This window comes from uncultured Devosia sp. (genome assembly GCF_913055165.1).
In the GTDB taxonomy this organism is placed as follows: Bacteria; Pseudomonadota; Alphaproteobacteria; order Rhizobiales; family Devosiaceae; genus Devosia.
In genome coordinates this window covers 1-22,284 of the sequence record NZ_CAJXJS010000043.1, presented here as the reverse complement: position 1 = coordinate 22,284, position 22,284 = coordinate 1, and the positions used below count along the sequence as shown (strand labels likewise).

At 61.7% G+C, this 22,284-nt stretch carries 23 protein-coding genes and 1 tRNA gene; 11 read left to right on the top strand and 13 right to left on the bottom strand.

The genetic code is table 11. The annotated features are described in order from the left end of the window. Positions 1-16 precede the first annotated feature (16 nt). Genes QZ564_RS13625 through fliF form a run of 3 tightly spaced genes read right to left on the bottom strand, consistent with a single transcriptional unit; the run spans position 17 to position 3,406 of the window. Positions 17-676, bottom strand: coding sequence for a FliH/SctL family protein (locus QZ564_RS13625; protein WP_297110866.1), 660 nt, complete (start codon positions 674-676; stop codon positions 17-19). A 4-nt stretch (positions 677-680) separates the two neighbouring features. Beyond that, on the bottom strand, positions 681-1,721 hold the full coding sequence (gene fliG, locus QZ564_RS13620; RefSeq protein ID WP_297110899.1) for a flagellar motor switch protein FliG: 1,041 nt from the start codon (positions 1,719-1,721) through the stop codon (positions 681-683). Positions 1,722-1,774: 53 nt separating this feature from the next. Beyond that, positions 1,775-3,406: a flagellar basal-body MS-ring/collar protein FliF gene (fliF, locus tag QZ564_RS13615; RefSeq protein WP_297110863.1), complete on the bottom strand. Its 1,632-nt coding sequence runs from the start codon at positions 3,404-3,406 to the stop codon at positions 1,775-1,777. 154 nt (positions 3,407-3,560) lie between these two features. Between fliF and QZ564_RS13610 the strand changes: the two genes are divergently transcribed. Continuing rightward, positions 3,561-4,181, top strand: coding sequence for a glutathione S-transferase family protein (locus QZ564_RS13610; protein WP_297110860.1), 621 nt, complete (start codon positions 3,561-3,563; stop codon positions 4,179-4,181). A 72-nt stretch (positions 4,182-4,253) separates the two neighbouring features. On the opposite strand, the gene QZ564_RS13605 is transcribed toward QZ564_RS13610, so the two are convergent. After that, positions 4,254-4,532 (bottom strand): DUF1153 domain-containing protein, encoded by a 279-nt coding sequence (locus QZ564_RS13605; protein ID WP_035085775.1) that lies wholly within the window; start codon positions 4,530-4,532, stop codon positions 4,254-4,256. A 254-nt stretch (positions 4,533-4,786) separates the two neighbouring features. On the opposite strand from QZ564_RS13605, the gene QZ564_RS13600 reads away from it, so the two are divergent. The 4 genes from QZ564_RS13600 (at position 4,787) to prs (ending at position 8,584) form a co-directional block, all read left to right on the top strand. Continuing rightward, complete coding sequence (locus QZ564_RS13600; protein WP_297110856.1) at positions 4,787-5,323, top strand: Hsp20/alpha crystallin family protein; 537 nt, start codon at positions 4,787-4,789, stop codon at positions 5,321-5,323. 79 nt (positions 5,324-5,402) lie between these two features. Further along, on the top strand, positions 5,403-6,080 hold the full coding sequence (locus QZ564_RS13595; RefSeq protein ID WP_297110852.1) for a phosphoribosyltransferase family protein: 678 nt from the start codon (positions 5,403-5,405) through the stop codon (positions 6,078-6,080). 452 nt (positions 6,081-6,532) lie between these two features. Continuing rightward, the gene (locus tag QZ564_RS13590; protein ID WP_297110849.1) at positions 6,533-7,585 is read left to right on the top strand and encodes a hypothetical protein; all 1,053 of its coding nucleotides are present in this window, start codon (positions 6,533-6,535) and stop codon (positions 7,583-7,585) included. A 27-nt stretch (positions 7,586-7,612) separates the two neighbouring features. Continuing rightward, complete coding sequence (prs, locus tag QZ564_RS13585; protein WP_297110846.1) at positions 7,613-8,584, top strand: ribose-phosphate diphosphokinase; 972 nt, start codon at positions 7,613-7,615, stop codon at positions 8,582-8,584. A 50-nt stretch (positions 8,585-8,634) separates the two neighbouring features. Here prs and QZ564_RS13580 read toward each other — a convergent pair whose 3' ends face one another. After that, positions 8,635-9,054 carry a CBS domain-containing protein gene (locus QZ564_RS13580; RefSeq protein ID WP_297110844.1) on the bottom strand — a complete coding sequence of 140 codons (420 nt, stop codon included), beginning with the start codon at positions 9,052-9,054 and terminating at the stop codon, positions 8,635-8,637. A gap of 220 nt (positions 9,055-9,274) precedes the next feature. On the opposite strand from QZ564_RS13580, the gene QZ564_RS13575 reads away from it, so the two are divergent. Together QZ564_RS13575 and QZ564_RS13570 are read left to right on the top strand one after the other, a co-directional pair. Then, positions 9,275-9,922: a BON domain-containing protein gene (locus QZ564_RS13575; protein ID WP_297110841.1), complete on the top strand. Its 648-nt coding sequence runs from the start codon at positions 9,275-9,277 to the stop codon at positions 9,920-9,922. A gap of 166 nt (positions 9,923-10,088) precedes the next feature. Further along, a complete protein-coding gene (locus QZ564_RS13570; protein ID WP_297110838.1) occupies positions 10,089-12,761 on the top strand; it encodes a bifunctional acetate--CoA ligase family protein/GNAT family N-acetyltransferase in 2,673 nt (890 codons plus the stop codon). Here QZ564_RS13570 and QZ564_RS13565 read toward each other — a convergent pair whose 3' ends face one another. The 6 genes from QZ564_RS13565 to QZ564_RS13540 form a co-directional block, all read right to left on the bottom strand. Further along, positions 12,762-13,016: a hypothetical protein gene (locus tag QZ564_RS13565; RefSeq protein ID WP_297110835.1), complete on the bottom strand. Its 255-nt coding sequence runs from the start codon at positions 13,014-13,016 to the stop codon at positions 12,762-12,764. 80 nt (positions 13,017-13,096) lie between these two features. Further along, a complete protein-coding gene (locus QZ564_RS13560) occupies positions 13,097-13,744 on the bottom strand; it encodes a BON domain-containing protein (RefSeq protein ID WP_297110832.1) in 648 nt (215 codons plus the stop codon). A gap of 85 nt (positions 13,745-13,829) precedes the next feature. Beyond that, positions 13,830-14,480: a helix-turn-helix domain-containing protein gene (locus tag QZ564_RS13555; RefSeq protein ID WP_297110828.1), complete on the bottom strand. Its 651-nt coding sequence runs from the start codon at positions 14,478-14,480 to the stop codon at positions 13,830-13,832. Between the two features lie 139 nt (positions 14,481-14,619). Further along, complete coding sequence (gene fixJ, locus QZ564_RS13550; RefSeq protein ID WP_297110824.1) at positions 14,620-15,240, bottom strand: response regulator FixJ; 621 nt, start codon at positions 15,238-15,240, stop codon at positions 14,620-14,622. Further along, on the bottom strand, positions 15,230-16,696 hold the full coding sequence (locus tag QZ564_RS13545; protein ID WP_297110821.1) for a PAS domain-containing sensor histidine kinase: 1,467 nt from the start codon (positions 16,694-16,696) through the stop codon (positions 15,230-15,232). The genes fixJ and QZ564_RS13545 overlap by 11 nt, the downstream gene beginning before the upstream one ends. A 64-nt stretch (positions 16,697-16,760) precedes the next feature. Next, positions 16,761-17,585: a universal stress protein gene (locus QZ564_RS13540; RefSeq protein ID WP_297110819.1), complete on the bottom strand. Its 825-nt coding sequence runs from the start codon at positions 17,583-17,585 to the stop codon at positions 16,761-16,763. Positions 17,586-17,733: 148 nt separating this feature from the next. Between QZ564_RS13540 and QZ564_RS13535 the strand changes: the two genes are divergently transcribed. The 3 genes from QZ564_RS13535 to QZ564_RS13525 all read left to right on the top strand — a co-directional run bounded on the left by QZ564_RS13535 (position 17,734) and on the right by QZ564_RS13525 (position 20,285). Continuing rightward, positions 17,734-18,255, top strand: coding sequence for a hypothetical protein (locus tag QZ564_RS13535; RefSeq protein WP_297110815.1), 522 nt, complete (start codon positions 17,734-17,736; stop codon positions 18,253-18,255). A 93-nt stretch (positions 18,256-18,348) separates the two neighbouring features. Beyond that, on the top strand, positions 18,349-19,104 hold the full coding sequence (locus QZ564_RS13530) for an SDR family oxidoreductase (RefSeq protein WP_297110812.1): 756 nt from the start codon (positions 18,349-18,351) through the stop codon (positions 19,102-19,104). A gap of 17 nt (positions 19,105-19,121) precedes the next feature. Next, entirely contained in the window at positions 19,122-20,285 is a 1,164-nt protein-coding gene (locus QZ564_RS13525) for a hypothetical protein (RefSeq protein WP_297110809.1), read from the top strand. A gap of 149 nt (positions 20,286-20,434) precedes the next feature. Here the strand turns inward: QZ564_RS13525 and QZ564_RS13520 are convergent, their stop codons facing one another. Both QZ564_RS13520 and QZ564_RS13515 read right to left on the bottom strand, forming a co-directional pair. Then, positions 20,435-20,590, bottom strand: coding sequence for a hypothetical protein (locus QZ564_RS13520; protein ID WP_297110806.1), 156 nt, complete (start codon positions 20,588-20,590; stop codon positions 20,435-20,437). Between the two features lie 189 nt (positions 20,591-20,779). Continuing rightward, positions 20,780-20,856 (bottom strand) — tRNA-Met (locus tag QZ564_RS13515). Between the two features lie 425 nt (positions 20,857-21,281). On the opposite strand from QZ564_RS13515, the gene QZ564_RS13510 reads away from it, so the two are divergent. Beyond that, complete coding sequence (locus QZ564_RS13510; RefSeq protein ID WP_297110803.1) at positions 21,282-22,232, top strand: ring-cleaving dioxygenase; 951 nt, start codon at positions 21,282-21,284, stop codon at positions 22,230-22,232. The last annotated feature ends 52 nt before the right edge of the window (positions 22,233-22,284 follow it).

The window sequence follows — 22,284 nt, the reverse complement described above, 5'->3', positions numbered from 1 at the left end:
TCGTCCTGAGGATCGGTCATGAGCCGTTCTCCGTGCTTTGGCCGCGTGTGCGAGCCGCAAGATAGGTGGCGATCTGCCGGTCGATCTGCCTGGCAGTGTCGGCGATGTCCCGGACCAGCCCGCCATCCACCCACTCCAGCCGGCCGTCGCCAATGCGGATGTCGGGGTCGCCCATCACCACCAGACGTCCGGTGAAGCCGGAATGGGACATCTGGGCAGTGGCCGTGTCGCGAATGGCATCGGCGAGATCTGGATGGCACCGGATAACCAGGTGCGGCACGCCATTGAGGCTGGGCAGGCATTCTGCGACCAGCGCCTCGAGTTCAGCCAGCGGGAAGCGCGCCACCAGGTGCAGCGCCAACTTGCGGCCGATGCTGAGAGCCAGTTCGACGGCCTGCTGGTGGTGTTCGGCGCATGCGGCGTCAAGTGCGCGGGCCGAGCTGGCCGTCTGGGTGGCAAGAGTGCCGGCGGCAGCGGCGATGGTCTGGGCCGCCATGGATGCGGCATTCTGCTCGCCGGCCTTGAGCCCCTCCGCATAGGCCTCCTCGCGCGCATTGGCGATGAGCTGGGCCACCACATCCTCGGGGATCGTCGGCACTGACGGCGTGGATGCGCGCCTGCTGGAGCTGGGAGGTTCCAGATCAAGATCGAAGGTGAAACGTGCGGGTTGAGCCATGGCGTCACGCAATCATCTGATCGTCGGCTTTGGACTTCATGATCAGGATTTCGCCCTTGGCGGCGAGGTCCTTGGCAGTGGCCACCATGCGGGTCTGGGCTTCGTCCACATCCTTGAGGCGGACCGGGCCCATGCCCTGCATGTCGTCCTGCAGCAACTTGGCGGCGCGGCTGGACATGTTGTTGAAGAAGCTTTCCTTGACCTGGTCGTTGGCGCCCTTGAGGGCCAGGGCCAGGTCGCGCTTGTCGAGCTTGGACAGCAGGGTCTGGATAGCCGACATGTCGAGCTTGGCCAGATCCTCGAAGGTGAACATGAGCTGCTTGATGCGCTCGGCATCGTCGCGGTTCATTTCTTCGAGATTGGTGATGAAGCGGGCTTCAGTCTGGCGATCGAAGGCGTTGAAAATCTCGGCCATCTGTTCGTGGCTGTCGCGGCGCTTGGTATGGTTGAGTGTCGACATGAACTCGGTGCGCAGGGTCATCTCGATCTTCTCGAGAATTTCCTTCTGCACCGGGTCGAGGCCAAGCATGCGCTGAACCACGTCCATGGCCAGTTCCTCTGGCAGCACGGCGAGCACTTTGGACGCGTGCTCGGTCGCGATCTTGGAGAGAACCACAGCGATGGTTTGGGGATATTCGTTCTTGAGATAGGCGGCCAGAACGTCGGCCTGCACATTGGAGAGCTTTTCCCACATATTGCGGCCGGCCGGACCACGGATTTCTTCCATGATCGCGTCCACCTTGTCCTGCGGCAGGAAGCTGAGGAGCAGGCGTTCGGTCGAGTCGGTATTGCCCGAGAGAGAGCCGTTCGAGGAAATCGTCGTCACAAACTCGATCATCAGGTCATCGAGCATTTCCTGGGTGATGGGCCCGAGGCGGACCATGGCGCGGGAGAGCTGCTTGACCTCGAGTTCATCCAGTTCGTCGAAGATGGGCTTGCCGTAGTCGGGGCCGAGGGCCAGCAAGAGCGCTGCGGCCTTCTCGTCGCCCTTGAGAACACGATGCTCGCCGCCCACCTGCAATTGTGCGCCGGCGGTCGCCGGCATTGCGGCGGGAGCGTTCTTGTCTTCGGTGGATTGGGATACCAAGGCCATTGCTGCTACGCCGCGTTACCGAGCCAGTCGCGCACGATCAGCGCGGCCTGCTTTGGATTTTCTTCGACCAACGTGCCGACCGTCTTGAGGGTCTGGAGCTGGGTTTCGCCCATCGACTTTGCGCTGGCCACCCAGGCCGGTGTCTTGTCGCGGGGCGTTTCTTCGATTTCGGGTACCACCTGTCCATTGGCCCCCAGGACGCCGTGATGGCCAAGTTCCGCAGCGTGCGGCAGGGCGAGGGGCTGGGTCTCCGGGGTCAGCGCCTTCTTCAGCAGCGGCCGCATGACGAAGAAGACCAGGGCCAGAGCGATGAGCAGCGTCACGGCCATCTCGGCGCCGTTCATGATGTCGTCACGGGTGAAATCAAGCAGCCCCGCTTCGGCCTCGGTGCCTAGCGGCGCCAGGTCGGGCCGTTCGGCGAACTGCATGTTGACCACCTCCACGGTGTCGCCACGTTCCGCCGAATAACCGACTGCGGAGCGAACGAGCGTGAGGATCTGTGCAACTTCATCGGCGGAGCGCGGGGTATAGGTCATGTTGCCGGCACCATCGTCGGCATAGGTGCCATCGACCACCACGGCCACTGAAAGGCGCTTGATCGAACCGGCTTCGGTCACGTCGGTCTGCGTAGTCTTGGAGATTTCGTAGTTGATGACCTCCTCGGTCGAGGTGCCCTGTTCGGTCACTCCGGCGGCGCCGTTGTTCTGGCTGGCGCCAGGCAGTTCGTTGGCGACCGTCACCTGGCCGTTATTGCCACCGGACAGGTTCTCGCTCTCACGCGTCTGGGTGGAACGCACCACCTGGCTTTCGGGGTCGAACAGTTCCTGGGTTGTGGTGGAGCGGTTGAAGTCAAGCTCGGCGGCAACTTCGACGCGGGCCCGTCCGGCGCCGACGATGTTGGCCAGCATGTCTTCGACCCGCGTCCGCATGCGGTTCTCGAAGCCGAGCGTGCGTTCGTCATTCTGTGCCGTCATCACGCCCGCGACATCCTCACCAGTGCCTGACGCCAGGAGGTTGCCCTGGTCATCGACAATGGAAACGCGGCTGGGCGTCAATCCCTCGATGGCCGAAGCCACCAGATGCTGGATGGCACGGATTTCTCCGGTAGACAGCTCTCCGCGCGTGGTCAGAACAATCGACGCGGAAGGGTCCTTGCGTTCGCGCCGGAACAATTCGCGCTCGGGCAGCACCAGGTGGACGCGCGCGCCGGTGATTCGATTGAGTGAACCGATGGTGCGCGCAAGTTCGCCCTCCAGCGCACGGACGTTGTTGATGTTCTGTACGAAGCTGGTGGCGCCCAGGGTCGACTGCTGATCGAATATCTCATAGCCCACCTGGCCGCGCGTCGGCAGACCTTCGCCGGCCAGCGTCATGCGCATAGTTGTAATCTGGTCGCGCGGGATCAGGATGGTGTCGCCTTCGCCCCGCAATTCGTACGGGATATTGAGGGTTTGCAGCTCGGTGACGATGGCCGAGGAATCTTCGAGGCTGAGGCCCGAATAGAGCGGCGCCAGGTTCGGCGACTGGCTGCGCATGATCAGGAAGCCGAAAAAGCCCAGCATCAACACGGCCACCAGGGCCATGGCCGCGATACGCGGGAGGCCGATCCGGTTGATGAGATTGTTCAGACTTTCCACGCCGCGACTCTGTCTGTTTCAAGGCGGTCGATGGAGCCCCCACAACCGATGGGCAAAAATTACCTAGTGGATGGTAAACAATGTATTAACCAGCTGTTGCAGCTTGCGATTTTGGGCAAGAACTGCCGGGTCAGGTTAAGCGGAGGTAAATGGAATGCTGCGGATTCTGGGGCGTGTGACGTCCATCAATGTGCGCAAGGCCATGTGGGCGGCGCGCGAGTTGGGCCTAGACTACGCGCATGAGGATTGGGGCCTGCCCAATCGCGATCCGAAAGTGCCCGAGTTCATGGCGCTCAACCCCAACGCGAAGGTGCCGGTACTGGTCGAGGACGACTTCGTGCTCTGGGAGAGCATCGCCATCATGCTCTATCTCAACCGCAAGGCCGGGGGCGACCTCGTGCCCGAGGAGGCGCGGCAGCAGGGGCTCGTCATGCAATGGGTGCTCTGGCAGAACAACGAGATGGGCTCCAATTGGGCCTATCCGTTGATGTCGATCATCCGCAAGGCGCCGGGCTTCGACGATCCGCAAAAGGTTGCCGACAATATCGAGGCCTGGACGGGCAAGATGAATATCATTGAGGCGCATCTGGCCAAAAGCGGCGATTTCGTCGTGGGCAATCGCTTCAGCCTGGCCGATATTGCGATCACGCTGGGTCTGCACCGCTGGTTTGCGATCCCTTTTGATCACCCACCCATGCAGGCCTGCCAGGCCTATTACGAGCGGATGAAGAACCGTCCGACGGCGGCTGAGTGGCTCACCGACGCCACGCCATAGCAGAAAACAAAACCCGCCGGGATGAACCGGCGGGTTTTGGTTGGGGTTTTCTGAGATCAGCGCGAAAAGGCGTCAGCCTTCTCTATAGTGCTGAATCCAGGTTGTCCGGAGTCCGGCAAGGCCATGCTTGTCGATGGCGGCCTGCCAGTTCAGAAACTCATCGACGCTGAGCGTATAACGCTCACACGCCTCTTCGAGGCTGAGCAGGCCACCGCGAACAGCGGCGACCACTTCTGCCTTGCGGCGGATAACCCACCGTCTCGTATTGGCGGGTGGGAGGTCCGCAATCGTCAGCGGACTGCCATCGGGGCCAATAACGTACTTCACGCGAGGACGCATCTGTACGGTCATTTTACTCTCTACTCAAACCTGACCATATGAGCCTGAGAGTAGGACAGTGAGCTTAAGATACCCCTAAGGGGAAACTTACAACAGGTTAAGAAAGCTGAGCCGTTTCAGCCAATTGCCCGCCAGCGCTGGTGCAGGTTCTGGGGTGGAAATACCAGGATCGTCGCCTTCGAATTGTTGCAGCTTTGACGATCGTCAAGTTGGCGCCTGGCGCGCCCGCATATCGTGTCGATCATCCGCAATTGGAGGATTGAAACATGGCCGATACGACAACGAAGCTTCCCATTCGCAAGGAAGGCTCAACGCCCACACGAACTGACCAGGCAGGTTGGCGCCCCTTCGAGGCGCTCCGCCATGAGGTGGATCGACTTTTCGACGACTTCTACCGCACGGATTGGATGCGCCCTCTTCGTGCCGCGCCTGCGGCCTTGCCCTCGGTTCTCTCGCGCACGTTTGACTGGTCGACACCGGCCGTTGACATCGTCGAGCGGGAAAAGGCCTTCGAAATCACCGCCGAACTGCCGGGGCTGGACGAGAAGAGCATCGAGGTTGTGCTGCGCAACGGCAATATTGCCATCAAGGGCGAGAAGCAGGACGAGAAGGAAGAGAAGTCTGGCGACTACTATCTGCGCGAGCGCCAGTTCGGCGCATTCGAGCGGACCTTTGCGCTGCCCGACGGCGTGGAGGCCGATAAAATCGAGGCGCGCTTCAACAAGGGCGTGCTGACTGTTACTCTTCCCAAGACCGCAGAGGCGCAGAAGCCCGAGCAGAAGATCACCGTTAAAGCCGCATGATCCTGGGTTCGGGGCCAGAAGGTGTTAAGCGTTCCTGGCCCCAGCCGAGATTAAGGCGGCAAGACCAAGGGATCGGCGAATGAGCTTTCATGATCGCTCAGAAGCGGGGCGCAATTTGGCGGCGGCCCTTTCCCGGTATCGTGGGGACGATGTCGTCGTTTTGGCGCTGCCGCGCGGCGGTGTGCCCGTTGCCGCCGAGGTGGCGAAGGCCCTTGGCGCGCCTCTGGATCTGCTGCTGGTGCGCAAGATCGGTGTTCCCGGTCATGCGGAACTGGCGGCGGGTGCTGTTGTCGACGATCCCGATCCCGTCGTCGTCCGAAACGAGGGGGTTATCGCCCAGGCGCGGGTTTCCGAGGCGGAGTTCGAGCGCATCAAGCGCGATGAAATTGCGGAAATCAACAGGCGCCGGGCCCAGTATCTCGGTGGCAGGCCGCCGTCCCAGGTCGAAGGAAAGACCGTCATTGTGGTCGATGATGGCGTCGCGACCGGTGCAACCATGCGTGCCGCCTTGCGGGCCTTGCGGCGGAGAAAACCTCGCCGCCTGGTTCTTGCCGTGCCAGTGGGGCAGACCGAAACGATCGCCGAACTCGACCAGGAGACCGACGACGTAGTGTGCCTCGAAATGCACCAGGTGTTTGGTGGTGTCGGCGCTTTCTATTCGGATTTCCGCCAATTGTCCGACGCGGATGTCACCAGCATTCTGGACCAATTTGAGCCGGCAGGTGAGCCAGACAAGCGATCCGAGCCAGGGGGGTGAGCTGGTTCGAGGCCAGCGCCTGGTCGGCCGGATGCCTGGCGGACCCGCCAAAGAGGGATGCCACGTCGCGTCGCTGAACGCGCGTCGCGACAAGTCTGCGGTCTGGTATCGATGGGTGGATTGATCATGGTCAAGGTCAGACCCTGACAATGGGCCGAAGTTCTATTGATCACCATGCAGCCCGTGGAGGCCAAAGCGACAACTGCGGACGTGCGCCATGACTGGACGGCGGGAGCCCCTGCAAGCCGAGGGATCACTATGAAATCGGAGGTACAAGCCATCAACAAACGATGGCACGAGGAACACAAGATGCCGCCAAACGCCCCGATGGACGAGCGCATCGAGTGGCATCTGGCGCATGCGGCTGAGTGTGGATGCCGGCCAATCCCCCCTAGTGTTCTCAAGGCCATGGACGAGCGGGGCCTCCTGGTTCCCACCCCGCGCAGCCTGAAATGACGGCCCAGGGCGTCAAAGCAGAGGTCGGGCGCGTCTCCGACGAGGTTTCACTTGCGCGCAAGGTTGCGTTTCTCTCCAGCCCTGATGCCTATCCCGGTCCGCCCGCCAATGTCCTCAGCAAGGAAACCCACATGTCATGGGTGTTCCTGACCGCGGATCGTGTTTTCAAGCTGAAGAAGCCAGTTCTCTACCCACCATTGGACTTCACCACGCTGGAAAGGCGCCGTCACTTCTGTGCCGAGGAGGTACGGCTCAACCAGCGGTTCACCGATGACGTCTATCTCGGGACCATTCCCCTGCGGCTTGACGCGAATGGCAGGCTGTCATTGGCTGGCACGGGCGAGATCGTCGATCATCTGGTCGAAATGCGCCGCCTGCCTGCCGACAGAATGCTCGACACTGTCATTGGACGTGGTGGGTTGCAGGTCACCGACGTTGTGGCGGTGGCGCGGCGTCTGGGACATTTCTATCGGTCCGCTGAGCCACAGCGCATTGCCGGCCAGCACTATACGACGCGCCTGCTGGAAGAGATCGAAATCGCGCGGGACGTTTTGCTACGCCCAAGGATCGCTGTCAGCCCCGATTGGGTAAAGCATGTCCTGGGGCGGACTCAGGCATTGTTGAGCAGGTGGACGCCGGCCATCGAGTCCAGGATCGAAAATGGCTACATCTTGGAAGGGCATGCCGATCTGCGGCCCGAGCACGTCTGCCTGACCGATCCACCGCAGATTTTCGATTGTCTGGAGTTCGACCCAAGACTGCGTCTGATCGACCCGTATGACGAGTTGAACTATCTCGGTCTTGAATGTGAATTGCTGGGGGCGGCCCTGGTGCGGCCAATCCTGCTCGATACGCTCCAGGAAATGATCGGTCACCGTCCGGACCAGCGTCTGATCGCGACCTATGGCGCGATCCGCGCAGTCCTGAGGGCCAGAATATCACTGGCGCACCTGCTCGATGAGCATCCAACAGAGCCCGCCCGATGGCCTGGCGATACCCGTGCCTATCTGGCTCTGGCCGAGGCGGAGTGCGATCAGGCCGCAGGTTGATGAGCCTGCCACGTTGGAGAGCATGCGATGCGATTCTTTTCTTTGGGCGGTGTGGGCGTGTTGGCGGAGTCCGTGGCCAGCAGCGGCGGTTTTGAGGTCGATCCTGTCGAAGAGCGCGATTTCGGCGACGGTGAGCACAAGTCACGTCCACTGGTCAGTGTTCGCAACCAGGACGTCTATGTGATCGCTCCACTGCATGGGCATGCCGGCAGGGCGCCAGGTGATTTGCTCATGCGGTTGCTCTTTTTCATCGCCACCTGCAAGGAGAATGGTGCGGCGCGGGTGACGGCCGTCACGCCCTACCTGCCGTTTATGCGCAAGGAGCGACAGACCAAGGCGCGTGATCCCGTGACGAGCCGGTATGTGGCATCGCTTTTCGAAGCGGCCGGCACTGCCATGGTGATGACTATGGAAGTTCACAATCCCGCAGCGTTTCAGAACGCCTTCCGCTGTCAGACCGTGCACCTGAATGCTCACCATCTGTTCGCGCAGCGCATCGGCGCCCTCGCTCAACACCCTATTGTCATTGCCTCACCGGACAGTGGGGGCATGCACCGCGCCAATCTTGTGCGGGAAGCGTTGGTGGAGGCTGCCGGTCGCGACATCGGTGCGGCCATGATGGAAAAGCACCGGAGCAACGATGTGCTCACCGGCACACTCTTCGCAGGGGATGTTGAGGGCGCCGATGTCTTTATCGTCGATGACATCATTGCCACAGGCGGTACCATCTTGCGCGCGGCCCAGGCCTGCCGCGAGCATGGCGCGGCGCGCGTCTTCGCCGTGGCGACGCATGGCCTGTTCAATCCAGGGGCAGGCGGCCTATTCGCGGATGACAAGCTGGATGGGCTCGTGGTGTCCGATAGTGTCGCGCCCTTCACTCTGCCCTCCGAGCAGGCGCAGCGACTGGATATTTTGTCCGTTGGTCCGCTCATCGCGTCGGCGATCTTGCGTGTCCACGGCGGGGGTTCCATCAACAGGTTGCTGAGCCCCCATGCGTGAGAGCAGTTGCAGGCGATGGACAATCCGGCAATCGTCCATCGCCCCCGCACTCAGGCGTGCGGCATGGCCACCGCCTGAACCAGTTCGCCAGACAGTTCGCGGCTCGCGTGGTGGGAAATGTCGGACAGGGACAGCATGCCGACCAGCCGCTTTTTGTCGTCGATGACGGGGAGACGCCTGACTTTCTTGTCCTCCATCAGGTGGATGGCGTCTTCCACGGACTGATCGGTGCGGCAATAGATAATCCCGGCGGTCATGACATTGCGGGCTGTCTGCCGCTTGGGGTCGGTGCCGTTCGGCAATAGTCTCATGGCGAGGTCCCGATCAGTGATCATGCCCACAAGACGATCATTTTCGCAGACAGGGACCGCACCGATATCGTCTTTCTTCATCAGCGCTGCAATCTCGCCAATCGGGGCATCCGGCGAGACGCAACTGGCCCCCTTGTGCATGGCCTGCTCTACTTTCATGGCTCCGCTCCTTCCAAAGCTTGGACCTGCGCAAGTCTAGTTCGGAGGGCGACGGTGTATTTTGACGGTCGTCAAGGCTTCCAACACCCGGGATCATGCGGATCTCTGACATGCCGGGTGAAGCCAGCAGTGCGAACGATCCAGACTTGACGGCGGTCAATACACGCGGCGGCCAAAATGGCATCTTGAACCACGGAATGTCTGCCGCATGGAGAAGACGATGGACGACAAAGAGCTGCGCCAGATGATCACAGATGAACTGGATTTCGAGCCCTCGATCGACTCCTCCAATATCGGCGTGGCGGTGACCGGCGGGGTTGTCACTCTCACCGGTCATGTCAGCAGCTATGCCGAGATGATCGCTGCGGAAAAGGCCGTCAAACGGGTGCGCGGCGTCCAGGGCGTTGCTCAGGAGATCGAGATTCGTTACCCCGAAGACAAGAAACTCGCCGATGACCAGATCGCCAAGCGGGCACTCGATATCCTCGCCTGGAACGTGCAATTGCCGGCTGGAGCCCTGCAGGTGACGGTCAGCGGGGGCTGGGTCAAGCTGTCTGGCGAGGTGGAATGGTACTACCAGAAGCAGATGGCCGAGAACTCGGTGCGCAAGCTTTCTGGCGTAACGGGCATTTCCAATCTTATCAGAATAGTTGGCGGCGCCCATTCGGCCGACGTCAAGAGGCGTATTGAAGGCGCACTCAAGCGCAGCGCCGAATTGGCGGCCCGGCATATCCAGGTCGAGGTCGCCAATGGCCGGGTTACGCTGACCGGGACGGTCACGGCGTGGAACGAACGCCGTCTTGCCGAGGAGGCCGCTTGGGCGGTGCCCGGCGTTCACGAGGTGGAAGACAAGCTTCGCTTCGGCTAGAGCCGGGCTAATACTCCGCCTCACGGCTGCCGGGACGTGAAACGCCCACTCGATAGCAGTCGACCTCTGGCGACGAGCATACTCGCTGCGCTTTGCGATAGGTCAATGCGGGGGTGCTGTTTGTCTCTAGAACGCGGAGTCGGTTCGCCCAGGGAACGCATTCGAGATGACAATTCGCCATTTGGATCGCGCCTTCGCCCCCCGCTCTGTCGCCTTGATCGGTGCCTCGGAGCGCCGGGGGAGTCTTGGCACGCTGGTCTTGTCCAATATTCTGTCTGGCCGTTTTGAGGGCGAAGTCTATGCGGTAAACCCGAAATACCGGATCCTGTCGGGTCGACCATGCTTTTCCAGTGTCAGGGACCTGCCAACTGTCCCCGATCTCTGCATCATCGCGACGCCACCGGCCACCATACCGGCGATAGTCGACGAGATCGGTCAGGCGGGTGGGCACGCTGCCGTCATCATCACTGCCGGTCTGGGCGACAAGGACGATCTCAGGCAACGGATGCTGGAGGCGGCGGGATGTCACGGATTGCGGATCATTGGGCCGAATACCATTGGCATCCTCGCGCCCCGCCTGGGGCTGAACGCCAGTTTCTCCCACCTGCATGCGCGGCCCGGCTCACTTGCCCTCCTGTCCCAATCCGGCGCCATCGTCTCGTCCGTCATCGACTGGGCCGAAGCCGAGGGTGTCGGATTTTCACAGATTGTTTCTCTCGGGGACATGGCCGATGTGGATGTGGGTGACTGCCTCAACATGCTGGCTCTCGATCCGGACAGCACGGCCATCCTGATGTATCTCGAGTCCATTCCGGATGGGCGCAAATTCATGTCCGCAGCGCGAGCGGCGGCGCGGATCAAACCTGTTATCGCGGTCAAGCCGGGCCGGCATGCAGAGGCGGCCCGCGCTGCCCAGACCCATACCGGCGCCCTGGCCGGAGCCGATGCCGTTGTTGACGCCGCCTTGCGGCGCGCCGGCATTATCCGCGTGAACGACCTTGAAGACCTGTTCTCGGCGGCCGAGATCACCGCACGCTTCAAGCCGCTGGAGAGCGCCCGCGTGGCCATCATCACCAATGGCGGCGGCGCTGGTGTACTCGCGGTCGATCACCTGCTCGACCATGATTGCCGGCTGGCGGATCTGTCGCCAGACACTCTGGCGGCGTTGGACAAGGTCCTGCCGCCGACCTGGTCGCGCGCCAATCCGGTCGACATCATCGGCGACGCGCCGCCCGAACGCTATGTCGAGGCGGTTCGAATGGTGGCCGCCGATGCCAATGTCGATGCGCTTCTGGTGATGAATTGTCCGACTGCGCTGGCCGAACCGCTGGCGGCCGCCCAGGCGCTGGCGGCCATCACGGACAAGGGGCACCTCAATGGCAAGCCAGTGCTCGCCACCTGGTTGGGAGAATACGCCGCCACCCCGGCGCGCCAGGCTCTCAATGCCGCCGGCATAGCCAGTCTCGATACACCAAGGAAAGCAGCGGAGGGCCTCAATCTGCTGATGCGCTGGCGGCAGTTGGGCACCCAATTGCAGCGCGTGCCGGAGACATTCGAAACCCTTCACGTCGACAGAGCTGCCGCCGAGCAGGTGCTCGACGCTGCGATGGATGCTGGACGTTCCATGCTGACCGAGCCGGAGGCCAAGGCGGTCCTGGCCGCCTATGGCATCGCCGTGCCGCGGACAATCCTGGCCACCGACATCGCGGCGGTTCGGGTTGCTGCCGAAGACTTGCTCCGCACGGGCGGCAAGGTCGCGGTCAAAATGGTATCGGGGACGCTGACCCATAAATCCGACATTGGTGGCGTCGTCCTCGATATTGCCAGTGTGTCCGAAGCAGGGGAGGCCGCCAAAGCTATTGTTGAACGGCTGGAGGAAAAGAAGCTCGAGCGCCAGCTGGAAGGTTTTGCGGTCCAGCAGATGATTCATCGACCCAAAGCCCAGGAGCTGCTGGTCGGGGTCGCCACTGATCCGGTCTTCGGACCGGTTCTGATGTTTGGGGCAGGTGGCACCGCAGTGGAAGTGCTGCATGACACCACAATGGAATTGCTGCCCGTGGACGACGTCCTGGCCGACGATATGATCGGGCGGACGCGGATCAGCCGCCTACTGGCCGGCTATCGCGACCGGGCCCCGGCCGACAGGCGTAGCCTGATAAAGGTGCTCAAGTCTGTCTCGCAGTTGCTGATCGATCACCCGCGGATCAAAGCGCTCGATATCAACCCGCTGATTGCGGACGAGACCGGGGTCATGGCCCTGGACGCGCGTATTGAACTGGACCCGACCCGCAAGGCGATTGCCGCGCCCAATCCGGCGCTCGTCATCAGGCCTTACCCGTCCGGCTGGAGCACAAACCTCAACGCCAATGGCCGCGACTATCAAATCCGCCCGATCCGCCCGGTCGACGCGGCGCTCTATCCCGATTTTCTGGCGCATGTCACGCAGGATGACCTGCGGCAGAGATTCCTGACCTCGCTGCCCGGATTGTCACACGAGACCCTGGTGCGCCTGACCCAGCTCGACTATGACCGCGACATTGCCTTTGTGGCACTCGCCAGTCCGGGTGGGGATCTGGCTGGCATTGCGCGCTATGCTGCTGACCCGGACCACCGGCGCGCCGAGTTCGGCCTGCTGGTGCGTAGTGACTTGCAGGGCAACGGGCTGGGCGCAGGTCTATTGAGCCGGCTGATCGACTACGCCCGGGCGCAAGGTATCGACGAACTCTTCGGGGTGATCCTACGCGACAATTTGGCCATGCTGGCACTTTGCCGAAAGTTTGGATTTACCTTCGAGGATGTTCCCGCCTCTGAACCAGCCAAAGCCTGCCTTCGGCTGTGATCAACGAACGGGCCCATTGACGATCAGGACATGCGGGAACTGCGGATGGATACCGGGCCGATGCCGGGTTTCTCTCGGAACTGGCATGCGATCGACCCTGCCCGGGGTAATGATGCCAAGCTGGTCCAAATCCCGCAGGACCGCTTCGGGCGTGGGTCGGCATGAGCACACGGCTTCATGCCTCAGATGCCAGCCGAGAACTGCCGACTTGGGATAGATCGGGACAGGGTTGTCCTCGTGCCATTGTGAGTTCATCGTCATTGCCTCCCCAGGAGCCTCAAGGCGACAGCGCTTGCACCGGAGCGCTGCATCGCGCTCCGGCATTGCGCCTTGCATCAGGTAATGCGCAGATGATCTTCCACTTGCCGCACACCGGGCGCTGCCCAGGCAGCCCGTTCCGCGATGCCGCGTTCCGACCAGGATTTGATCCTGCCCTCGAGCGTCACCTTGCCGTCCACCACGTTCACCTTGATCGCTTCGGCCTCGAGTTCGGCATTGCGTTTGAGTGCGTTCTCGATACGAGACTTGACGTCGGCGGCCGTGACCCGCGGGCGCAGCTCGATCCGGTTATAGACACCAACCAGCCCATCCATCTCGGCGACGGCACGATAGGCGCTGTCCTTCTGATACTGCCACTCAACAGTTCCGGTCAGGGTCATGTAACCCTTCTGCACCTTTACCTTGACCGTGTCGGCCGGCACGAAGGCGTTCCATTTGATGAGATCGGCGGCCCGGGCAGCCAAAACATCATCGGCAGTGTATTTTTCGCCCGGAAAGCGCACTTCGATTTCTTCGGCATAGCCGCGTACACCCTTGATCCGGCCCACGATCTCTTCAATCTTGGTCTTCTGCGCATAGCTGGGCACGTGCCCAGACAGCGTCACGATGCCGTTCTCAACGGCCACCCCGATGTCGGCCGCATCGATGCTGGGCTCGAAGTCCAGCTCTTCCTCAATGAGTTCTCTTAGTCCTTTGTCATTCATTTCCTGTCTCCTGCTCGAAGGCGTCAGAAGCCCCGATGGACCCTAGAAAAGGTGCCGGATAGGCACATTGACGACCGTCAAATCCTTAACTCAACTTGCGGCGGCTGATCTCCAGCAGGCTCTCGTAGTCAAGGATTTGGACCGAATGCGTGTCCGGGATGCGGATAATGCCCCGCTCCTTGAGGCGGCGCAGAATGCGCGACACCGTTTCGAAACTCACTCCCAGATAGTCCCCGATATCGCTGCGCGGCATAGGCAGGCGTACGAGGCAGTCGTCGCCCTGCCGTTCGGCCATCTCGCAGAGGAAATCGGCGAAGCGTTCGTCAACCTTTGTGCCACCCAAGGCCAGCAGGTGCTCCTGAATGCGTCGCATGCTTGTCAGCACCAAAGAGAGCAGCTTCTGTGAAGCTTCGGCATCGCGGCCCGGACGCAGCACACGGACGCCGGTTTCACCCACGGCCTCGGCGAAGAAGCGGTGCTCCTCATCGCTCTCCCAGCCGAAAACTTCGCCGGCGAAGCTGAACCCGCACAATTGGCGGCGTCCGTCAGCGGTTACCCTGCCGATCCGCACGCAGCCGAACTCGACACGGTACAGCGCCCCTGACGGCTCGCCCTGGCCGAAAATCTCGCTATTGGCGCGATAGACTGACAGAGCGCTCTGATGTTGATTGGTTTGATAGGGCCGGAATGCGACCGGCCAGGTTCCGGCTGTTTGACTTTGGGCTTCTAGGGTCATCTCGCTCTCCCTGTTCTGTTGGGAGAATTGATTCCAGCTTGCCGCAAAGTTTAATATTCAGGTCCGCAACCTAGTAGAATCCCTAGGTAGTCGCGCGAGGGGCCGAGAGACAGTGACGTGCGCGGCCCCGCGGCGGGGCTCAGTCGTCAATGGGAATGTCGGCCGCTATGGCCATGCGAACCAGTTCGGGCAAGGTCTTGGATTGCATCTTGGCCATGACATTGGCTCGATACACTTCCACCGTTCTTGGGCTGAGATCGTGTTCGTGGGCGATGGTCTTGTTTGCCTTGCCCGCGACGATGCCTGCCAGAACCTGACGCTCTCTGTCGCTCAGGCTGTTGAGACGTTCCACGACTGTCTCGTGCTCCCGGCTCTGGTCCCAAATTCGGCTTGAATCGCCGATCACCCGTTCAATTGCCTCAAGCAGAACAGTGTCCTCGAAGGGTTTCTCGATGAAGTCGAGAGCGCCTTCTTTCATGGCTGCCACCGCCATTGGCACATCGCCGTGGCCGGTAATGACGATTGTCGGCAGCGGCGGGCCACAGGATTTCATGCGCCGCAGCAGGCCGATCCCGTCAAGTTCCGGCATCCGCAGATCGGTAATCAGGCAATGCCCCAAGGGGTAGGGGCAACCTTCGAGAAAAGCGGCGGCTGAGTCATGCACGCGCGCTGCGTAGCCCGCAGCCGATATCAGAAAGGCCAGCGATTGCCGGACAGCAAGCTCGTCATCTACGATATGAATAACAACGTCATTGTTCATCCGGCGCCTCCTCGAGAACCGGAAGAGTAAAAGTGAATACTGTGCCCCCAGTGGGTCGCGATGCAACAGAAATCGTGCCGCCATGCGCCTGGATGATGCGGCGCGAGATCGAAAGGCCAATGCCCATGCCGCCGGGTTTGCCTGTGACGAAGGGCTGGAACAGCCTCGCCTCGACGTCAGCGGGTATGCCGGGGCCGGTATCAGACACTTCGACGGAGACCAGGTTTTCCGCACAAGACGTCCGAACTATCAGTATCTTGGTGTCGCTCTCCCGCATGGCTTCCATGGCGTTGCGGATCAGGTTCAGCAGCACCTGCTGGATCTGGATGCGGTTGGCCAGGACGGTAGGTGTTTCGGTCAGCTCGAAATAGGTGCGAACGCCACTCTGGCGGCTCCCGGCAAGTGCCAGTGCGCTGGCTTCCTCCACCAGCGTATTGACGTCGGAAGGCTCCATTTCCGCCTCGCCCCGGGTTACGAATTCGCGCAGATGGCGAATGATGTTGCCGGCGCGCAATGTCTGACTGGCGGTTTCCTGCAAAGCTGAACGCAATTGCGCCAGCTTGGGGTCGGTTTCCTCGGCCAGCATGCGCTGGGCGCCCTGCACGTAGTTCGCCACTGCGGTCAATGGCTGGTTGAGTTCATGGGCCAATGTAGAGGCCATTTCGCCCAGCTCGTTGTATCGGCTCAGTCGCGCAACTTCGTTCTGGGTCTGCTGCAGGCGCGCGGCCGTGTCCTCAATGGCCGTCAGATCTCGGACGAAGCCAATAAAATGGCGCCGGTCGTTCAGCACCATTTCTCCCACGGCCAGCTTCATGGGAAAGGTCGTGCCGTCCTTGCGGGCCCCCACGACAACTCTGTCGGTGCCAATAATCCGTTTCTCACCGGTTTTCAGGTAGCGAGACAGGTAATCGTCGTGCCGACTTCTATAGGGTTCCGGCATGAGCATGGAGACGTTTCTGCCGATGACTTCCCTGGGTTCATAACCGAACTGTCTCTGGGCTGCCGGATTGATCCTCCGGATCCGGCCACCGTCTTCGATCACGATCGCCGCGTCGAGCACGGTATCGAGCAGGATCTCCAGTTCCATGCTCCGTTCGACAAGGAAATGAGCGGTTCGCTTTTCCCGTTTCCAAGCCGCGTGGAGTTCTCCGCCGCCCCAGGCCAAACTGAACCCAATGAGGGCAAACAAGCCGGCATTGGCCGGGAGCGCTTCTGTGGAGGAGCTATCGGACAGTAGGTAGTAGACGACAGGGGTCGCCAGGACGGTCGCGAACAGCCCGGGTCCGGCACCCCCGAAGACTGCCGCTCCCAGCACAGCCGGTACGAACACGGTTGCGACCAGCACCACATCGAACATGTGGTTGAGCACGACCTGAGTCAGCCAGGCCAGCAGAACCAGCCCGCTCGCGCAGGTATAAGCGCGCAGCCCTTCCATGACCTTGTCACGATCGTTCATGATCGCCCCGGGAGTTTCCGCGGCGATCATAGAGCGGATACGGTTGGTGGACAATTTGTCCCCTTTACCGGGACACCAGGACGGGCAGGTCGAAGTGCTCCAGCAGGGCGCGCGTTACGCCGCCAAGCAGGCGTTCCTGCAAGCGAGAGTGACCATAGGCCCCAGCCACGACCAATTGCGCACCGGTGGCGTTCGCTTCAGCAAGCAATGCGTCCTGTGCCGAATGCCAGCCGGGTAGTTCCTTGACCTCTGCCTGGATACCATGCCGGCTGAGATACCGGCCAATATCGGCACCCGAGGAAATGCGGCGTTCCTCATCAGCCTCGCCGGTCGCCACCGCTACCACCACGCGTTTTGCCCGCTTGAGGAAAGGGATGGCGTCGCGAACGGCGCGGGCGCTCTCTCGCGTGTTTTTCCAGCCGACCAGAATGGTGTCGAAGCGCGCCGGTGACGAATATCCCGGGGGCAGCAGCAGGCATGGACGGCCAGAGCTGAACAGCACGCCTTCCTCGACGCGGTGCTCACTCCCCGGATCGCCATAGGGGCGCGTGCCAATGAACAGATCGGCGGTGCGTGTCTCGGCCGCCAGTTCTTCGCCCACCCCTTGACGCTGGCCCGACACTACCCTGAGATCATTGAGGACGCCCATGGCTGCGAAGCGCTTGCTGAGTTCGGCCTTCCGCTTGTCGGTCGTTTCCTGCGCTTCCAGGATCAGGTTTTGCAGCACCTCGGCATAATGGGCCTCCGGCATGGCCACGATCTCGGGTTCGACATGCACAAGCAGGCCCGTCAGATGTGCGTCAAAAGCACTGGCCAAGGTTTCCGCATAGTCCAGCCTGTGCTGGTCCTCTTTCGATCCGGTCAGGTGAACGACGATGTCCTTGATCATGATCCATCCTTCTGTGCAGCAGGTGCCAAACTGTGTTGGCATTGAGCGTCAGCTTGGCACCACTCCTCTGCTCCGGGTTTGACCGCCGTCAAATTGCGGCGGGATCAATCATCGCATGGTCTGCAAGAACCACTCCCAGAGGGCCCCAATGGACTTTAATCCCGTAAAGCATGTCTTGGACACGCAGACCCAAACCGCCCGCACCAAGCGAACGCGCCGGTCGACCCACTCGATACTCGTGGTCACCCGCTATGCATCGCTGGAACCCGCCTCTATCAGCGCCGCCGTCAAGGACGGTCTAGAGGAACTGCTGGATGGGCGTGCACCGCGAAAACGCGCCAAGCCTTTGCAGATATTTGTCTATTTCCGAAACCGACACCGCAGCACGGTTACGCTCGAAATCGGCTTGCCGCTCAACGCGCCTGTGCCCAGCGCGGCGCTCAATGGGCTGTTGAAGCGCCGCCAGAACGTGCCCAGCTTGCTGCTCGACACAGCGGACGCGCCCGACGGCCTGGCACGGGCCATGGACGAGGCCATGCGCATACTGAAGGTGCCATCCCGGGGCGATTTGCCCGAGCTGTGGCAGGTGTTTGACTTGCCGTTCACCGGATACGAACCGGCTCCGCCACTGGCGGTCGGTTTTCCACGCAATAGGCGCGGGCAAAGCTGAGCGTGACGCGCCGCTGTTCGACAAGTCAATTGACCCCGATCAAGGCGTTAGTTCGCGTTCCGAGCCAGACTGCCAGCAAAAATGGAGGCCGACGTGGCAGAGGACTTTGAAGGCAAGGTTGCCCTCGTGACCGGGGGTGCTTCGGGCATTGGCAAGGCAATTGCGCGACAGCTGGGTGGCTTGGGCGCCAGCGTCATGGTTGCCGATCTCGACCGCGACGGTGCGCAGGATGTGGCCGAGCTGATCAACAAGGCAGGCGGCAAGGCAGAAATGTCCGTTGTGGACGTTTCGATCGCTTCAGAGGTCGAGGCAGTCGTGGACCGGACCCGACGGCACTTTGGCGGCCTTCATTTTGCCGTCAACAATGCCGGCATCGGCGGACCTTCGGCACCGACCGGCGCCTATCCACTGGATGGCTGGGCCAAGGTTATCGACACGAACCTCAACAGTGTCTTTTACGGTCTACGCTACGAAATACCCGCCATCCTGGCCTCCGGCGGCGGGGCCATTGTCAATATGGCCTCGATCCTGGGGAGCGTCGCTTTCGCCAATGCCCCGGCCTATGTGGCGGCAAAGCACGGCGTTGTTGGGCTCACCAAGACCGCGGCGGCGGAATACGCGACCCAGGGCATTCGCATCAACGCGGTCGGGCCGGGTTTCATCGACACGCCATTGCTGTCCCGGAACCTCGATGAGAGCGCCCTTGCATATATCCGCACCCTGCATCCCATGGCGCGCCTGGGGACAGCCGAGGAAGTCGCTGCACTCACCGTTTTTCTACTCTCGCCCGCTGCCGGTTTCATCACTGGCAGCTATCACCTGGTCGATGGCGGCTACACCGCCCTCTGACAGCGAAAGGTTCCGTCATGAGCAAGTTGGCCCTCGCATTGCTGATGTGTCTGATCGCCCTTGGTCCCGCGCAGGCCCAGGAAGCACGGTTCACTCTGGGCGGCGACAGCTATGCCGCCGGCCAGTCCAGTTCGATCGGTCAGGCGGTGCCGCGCGATGCCTTTGTAGCCGGGTTTGATACCACCCTGGGCGGCAGTGTTGGCGGTGATGCCCACATGGCCGGATTCAACGTTACAGTCGACCAGCCGGTCCAGGGGGACCTCTACGCGGCAGGCTTTTCCGTCACCATCAATCGCCCGGTCGGCGGCGATGTCACGGCCTTCGGCAATAGCGTGAGCGTCCAGTCCGGTGCCACCATAGCGGGGAATGCGCGGCTCAGTGGCGCCAGCGTCAACGTTGCTGCGCCCCTTGCCGGGGCTGCGCTTGTGTCCGCCGAGAGCCTCAACCTCAACGCCGTGGTCGAGGGCGATTTCGAGTTCTTCGGCAATAAGGTCGTGTTCGGTCCAGAGGCCCGGATTGCCGGCGCCGTGCGCATCCATGCCCCGGCCGAAGTCGAGGTTCCAGCCTCTGTGGCACCAGCTGACAAGGTGAGCTTTGAGGTCCTGCAGACGGCCGACTATGCCGGCGAGGCGGGCAAGACAGCTGAGCATGTCGTGCGCGGGGTTTGGCCTGCAGTCTGGGCCGTCGCCATCTGGTGGCTGGCCCTGATCGTCGTCGGGGCGCTGGTGATCGCGCTGCTACCGCGGGCTGTGTCGACGTTCGAAGAGCGTTCGAGCAATCGTTCGTTCCGGACGCTCGGGTTGGGAGTGTTGGGATTTGCGGCTACCCTGGGCCTCGTGCCGGTGACGGCCATGACCATCCTCGGGATCATCCTGCTGCCCTTTGTCTTCGTTGGGGCGTTCATCCTGTGCGTGCTGGCCTATCTTGCTGGAGTTTATCTGCTGGCCCAGCGGGCAGGACGGACGTTCGTAAAGATCGACACAAGGCTGAAGCGCCTGGGCGCGCTGGCCGTCGGTGTGGTGCTGGCCGGGCTGATCGGCATGCTGCCTTTCCTGGGCTGGCTGATATCGTTGCTGTTGTTGACCTTTGGTTTCGGCATCTTCGTGCGTAGCCTGGCTGATCGGTCGACACCGGCTCCACATTCGGACCGTGAACGCGCGCCCTCCGCAAAGGCCGCATAGCGACACTGGCTGGATTTGCGCGTCGCCCGGCTTGGCAGCCGGGGGGCGCTGTACTGGACCGTTCAGATGGAGCGCATGACGGCATGCGTCATGCAGGCGACGACGCGGCGGTGGCCATGAACACGCCCGGCGGAGACGTCACCAGGCCTTCAAGGTGCCCAATGTGCGCCCAGGAAGTAGGGCCAGACGATAATCCCGAGCAGACCGCGCCAGAAATCGAGGTGCAAGTAGCCAATGGTGAACAGCCAGCCGACGAACCACAAGGCTCCGAGCGAGGTGTGCTGGGTGATGTGTATGCGTTCCATGATGACCTCCAATTCGATCAAGGAAAGCATATGCAAGGATGCTCGGTGTTGACTTGCGTCAACAAGCGTTGCTGCGGCTCGAGGCTGCGTGCCCGCGAATGTACAGACCTTGCCGCGAGACCATGGCGCAGGCGCGGTTCGGCTCAGGGAGTGGTGGGGTTCATTTCCCCTATGAGGTCCGGGGAGGTCTGGTAGCGGAGGAGGGATTTGAACCCCCGACACAAGGATTATGATTCCTCTGCTCTAACCAACTGAGCTACTCCGCCCCAAAGAGGCCGTCGGTGGTTGGCCGACGCGCGCCTTACTAAGGTTTGCCGGATCACTCTGTCAAGCACTGCTGCGCGGGCGTGCCGACTTTTCCAGTTCCGCGATCATATGGTGCGCCAATGCCCAGTCCGCCGTAGAGATGGCCGCGTAGCGGATCGACCCCACCAGTTTGGGTACGCACGGGGTCCCATGGCGTAGTGGGACGCATGGGCCGGGGAGCGCCGCGCCCCCGGAGCGAGCGGGAATGCCAAACGAGCCGTCATGGCCTGACCCCGTTTTGTTCAATATTTCGCATCAGTGCGTTGTCATTGGTTCGCTAGGAAAGCGCGTCGCCCTACCCTAGATTGATGATCGAACAGCGGCGCGGGCCGCGCCGATCTCTCATCAATCAGCGGCTTTCCATGAAGCCCCGAGGAGACTTGCAATGACTCTCGAACTTGGCGGCATCCATCACCTGACCGCCGTGACCGCCGACGCCCCGAAGAATCTACAGTTCTATACCCAGACAATGGGCATGCGCCTGATCAAGAAGACGGTGAACCAGGACGATACCTCGGCCTATCACCTGTTCTATGGCGATGGCGTTGCTTCGCCGGGGGCGGACCTGACCTTCTTCGATTTCAACACCATGCGCGAACAGCGCGGCAATCACACGGTGGGCCGCACCGGCCTGCGCGTGGACAGCGCCGAGACCTTGCAATGGTGGAAGGACCATTTGCAGACCAGCAATGTCGGCACCAGCGCCATCAAGGAGCGGTTCGGCCATCTCTCGCTCGATTTCGAGGATTTCGAGGGCCAGCGCTTCCGTCTGGTGGTCGATGACAAGAACAAGGTCGTGCCCTGGGCCAAATCGCCCGTGCCAGCCGACAAGCAGATCATTGGCCTGGGGCCCATTATCCTGTCGGTGCCGAACCTCGAACCCACCGACGCCATGCTGACGCGCGTGATGAACATGCGGCAGGTGCGGCACTACCCGGCGCGCGAGCGCAATGGCGAGGTCTTTGTCTATGAGATGGGTCCGGGTGGTCCGGCCGCCGAACTGCATGTGTCTGTCGATCCGAGCCTCCCCCAGGCACGGCCCGGCGCCGGTGGCGTGCATCACGTGGCATTCCGCACGCCGGACCAGGAGAGCCTGCGCGAATGGATCAAACGGGTGAACAGCTTCGGCATCCGCTCCTCGGGTGAGGTCGAACGCTTCTACTTCACGTCGCTCTACTTCCGCGAGCCCAATGGCATCCTGTTCGAAATTGCCACCGACGTTCCCGGCTTTGCCGCCGACGAGCCGATGGAGTCGCTTGGCGAAACCCTGGCCCTGCCGCCCTTCCTCGAAGGCCGCCGGGCCCAGATCGAAGCGGGCTTGAAGCCGCTGGAATAGGCTTCACCTCTCCCTTGGGGGAGAGGTCGACGCGAAGCGGCGGGTGAGGGGG

Excerpts from the sequence above, each read along its gene's own strand:
- QZ564_RS13535 (WP_297110815.1), top strand. The coding sequence starts at position 17,734 with ATGGACTTTAATCCCGTAAAGCATGTCTTGGACACGCAGACCCAAACC.
- QZ564_RS13575 (WP_297110841.1), top strand. The coding sequence starts at position 9,275 with ATGGACGACAAAGAGCTGCGCCAGATGATCACAGATGAACTGGATTTC.
- QZ564_RS13570 (WP_297110838.1), top strand. The coding sequence starts at position 10,089 with ATGACAATTCGCCATTTGGATCGCGCCTTCGCCCCCCGCTCTGTCGCC.
- fixJ (WP_297110824.1), bottom strand. The coding sequence starts at position 15,240 with ATGAACAATGACGTTGTTATTCATATCGTAGATGACGAGCTTGCTGTC.
- QZ564_RS13555 (WP_297110828.1), bottom strand. The coding sequence starts at position 14,480 with ATGACCCTAGAAGCCCAAAGTCAAACAGCCGGAACCTGGCCGGTCGCA.
- QZ564_RS13525 (WP_297110809.1), top strand. The coding sequence starts at position 19,122 with ATGAGCAAGTTGGCCCTCGCATTGCTGATGTGTCTGATCGCCCTTGGT.
- QZ564_RS13625 (WP_297110866.1), bottom strand. The coding sequence starts at position 676 with ATGGCTCAACCCGCACGTTTCACCTTCGATCTTGATCTGGAACCTCCC.
- QZ564_RS13595 (WP_297110852.1), top strand. The coding sequence starts at position 5,403 with ATGAGCTTTCATGATCGCTCAGAAGCGGGGCGCAATTTGGCGGCGGCC.
- prs (WP_297110846.1), top strand. The coding sequence starts at position 7,613 with ATGCGATTCTTTTCTTTGGGCGGTGTGGGCGTGTTGGCGGAGTCCGTG.
- QZ564_RS13590 (WP_297110849.1), top strand. The coding sequence starts at position 6,533 with ATGACGGCCCAGGGCGTCAAAGCAGAGGTCGGGCGCGTCTCCGACGAG.
- QZ564_RS13510 (WP_297110803.1), top strand. The coding sequence starts at position 21,282 with ATGACTCTCGAACTTGGCGGCATCCATCACCTGACCGCCGTGACCGCC.
- QZ564_RS13540 (WP_297110819.1), bottom strand. The coding sequence starts at position 17,585 with ATGATCAAGGACATCGTCGTTCACCTGACCGGATCGAAAGAGGACCAG.
- QZ564_RS13545 (WP_297110821.1), bottom strand. The coding sequence starts at position 16,696 with ATGAACGATCGTGACAAGGTCATGGAAGGGCTGCGCGCTTATACCTGC.
- QZ564_RS13565 (WP_297110835.1), bottom strand. The coding sequence starts at position 13,016 with ATGAACTCACAATGGCACGAGGACAACCCTGTCCCGATCTATCCCAAG.
- QZ564_RS13605 (WP_035085775.1), bottom strand. The coding sequence starts at position 4,532 with ATGACCGTACAGATGCGTCCTCGCGTGAAGTACGTTATTGGCCCCGAT.
- QZ564_RS13520 (WP_297110806.1), bottom strand. The coding sequence starts at position 20,590 with ATGGAACGCATACACATCACCCAGCACACCTCGCTCGGAGCCTTGTGG.
- fliG (WP_297110899.1), bottom strand. The coding sequence starts at position 1,721 with ATGCCGGCGACCGCCGGCGCACAATTGCAGGTGGGCGGCGAGCATCGT.
- QZ564_RS13580 (WP_297110844.1), bottom strand. The coding sequence starts at position 9,054 with ATGAAAGTAGAGCAGGCCATGCACAAGGGGGCCAGTTGCGTCTCGCCG.
- QZ564_RS13560 (WP_297110832.1), bottom strand. The coding sequence starts at position 13,744 with ATGAATGACAAAGGACTAAGAGAACTCATTGAGGAAGAGCTGGACTTC.
- QZ564_RS13610 (WP_297110860.1), top strand. The coding sequence starts at position 3,561 with ATGCTGCGGATTCTGGGGCGTGTGACGTCCATCAATGTGCGCAAGGCC.
- QZ564_RS13600 (WP_297110856.1), top strand. The coding sequence starts at position 4,787 with ATGGCCGATACGACAACGAAGCTTCCCATTCGCAAGGAAGGCTCAACG.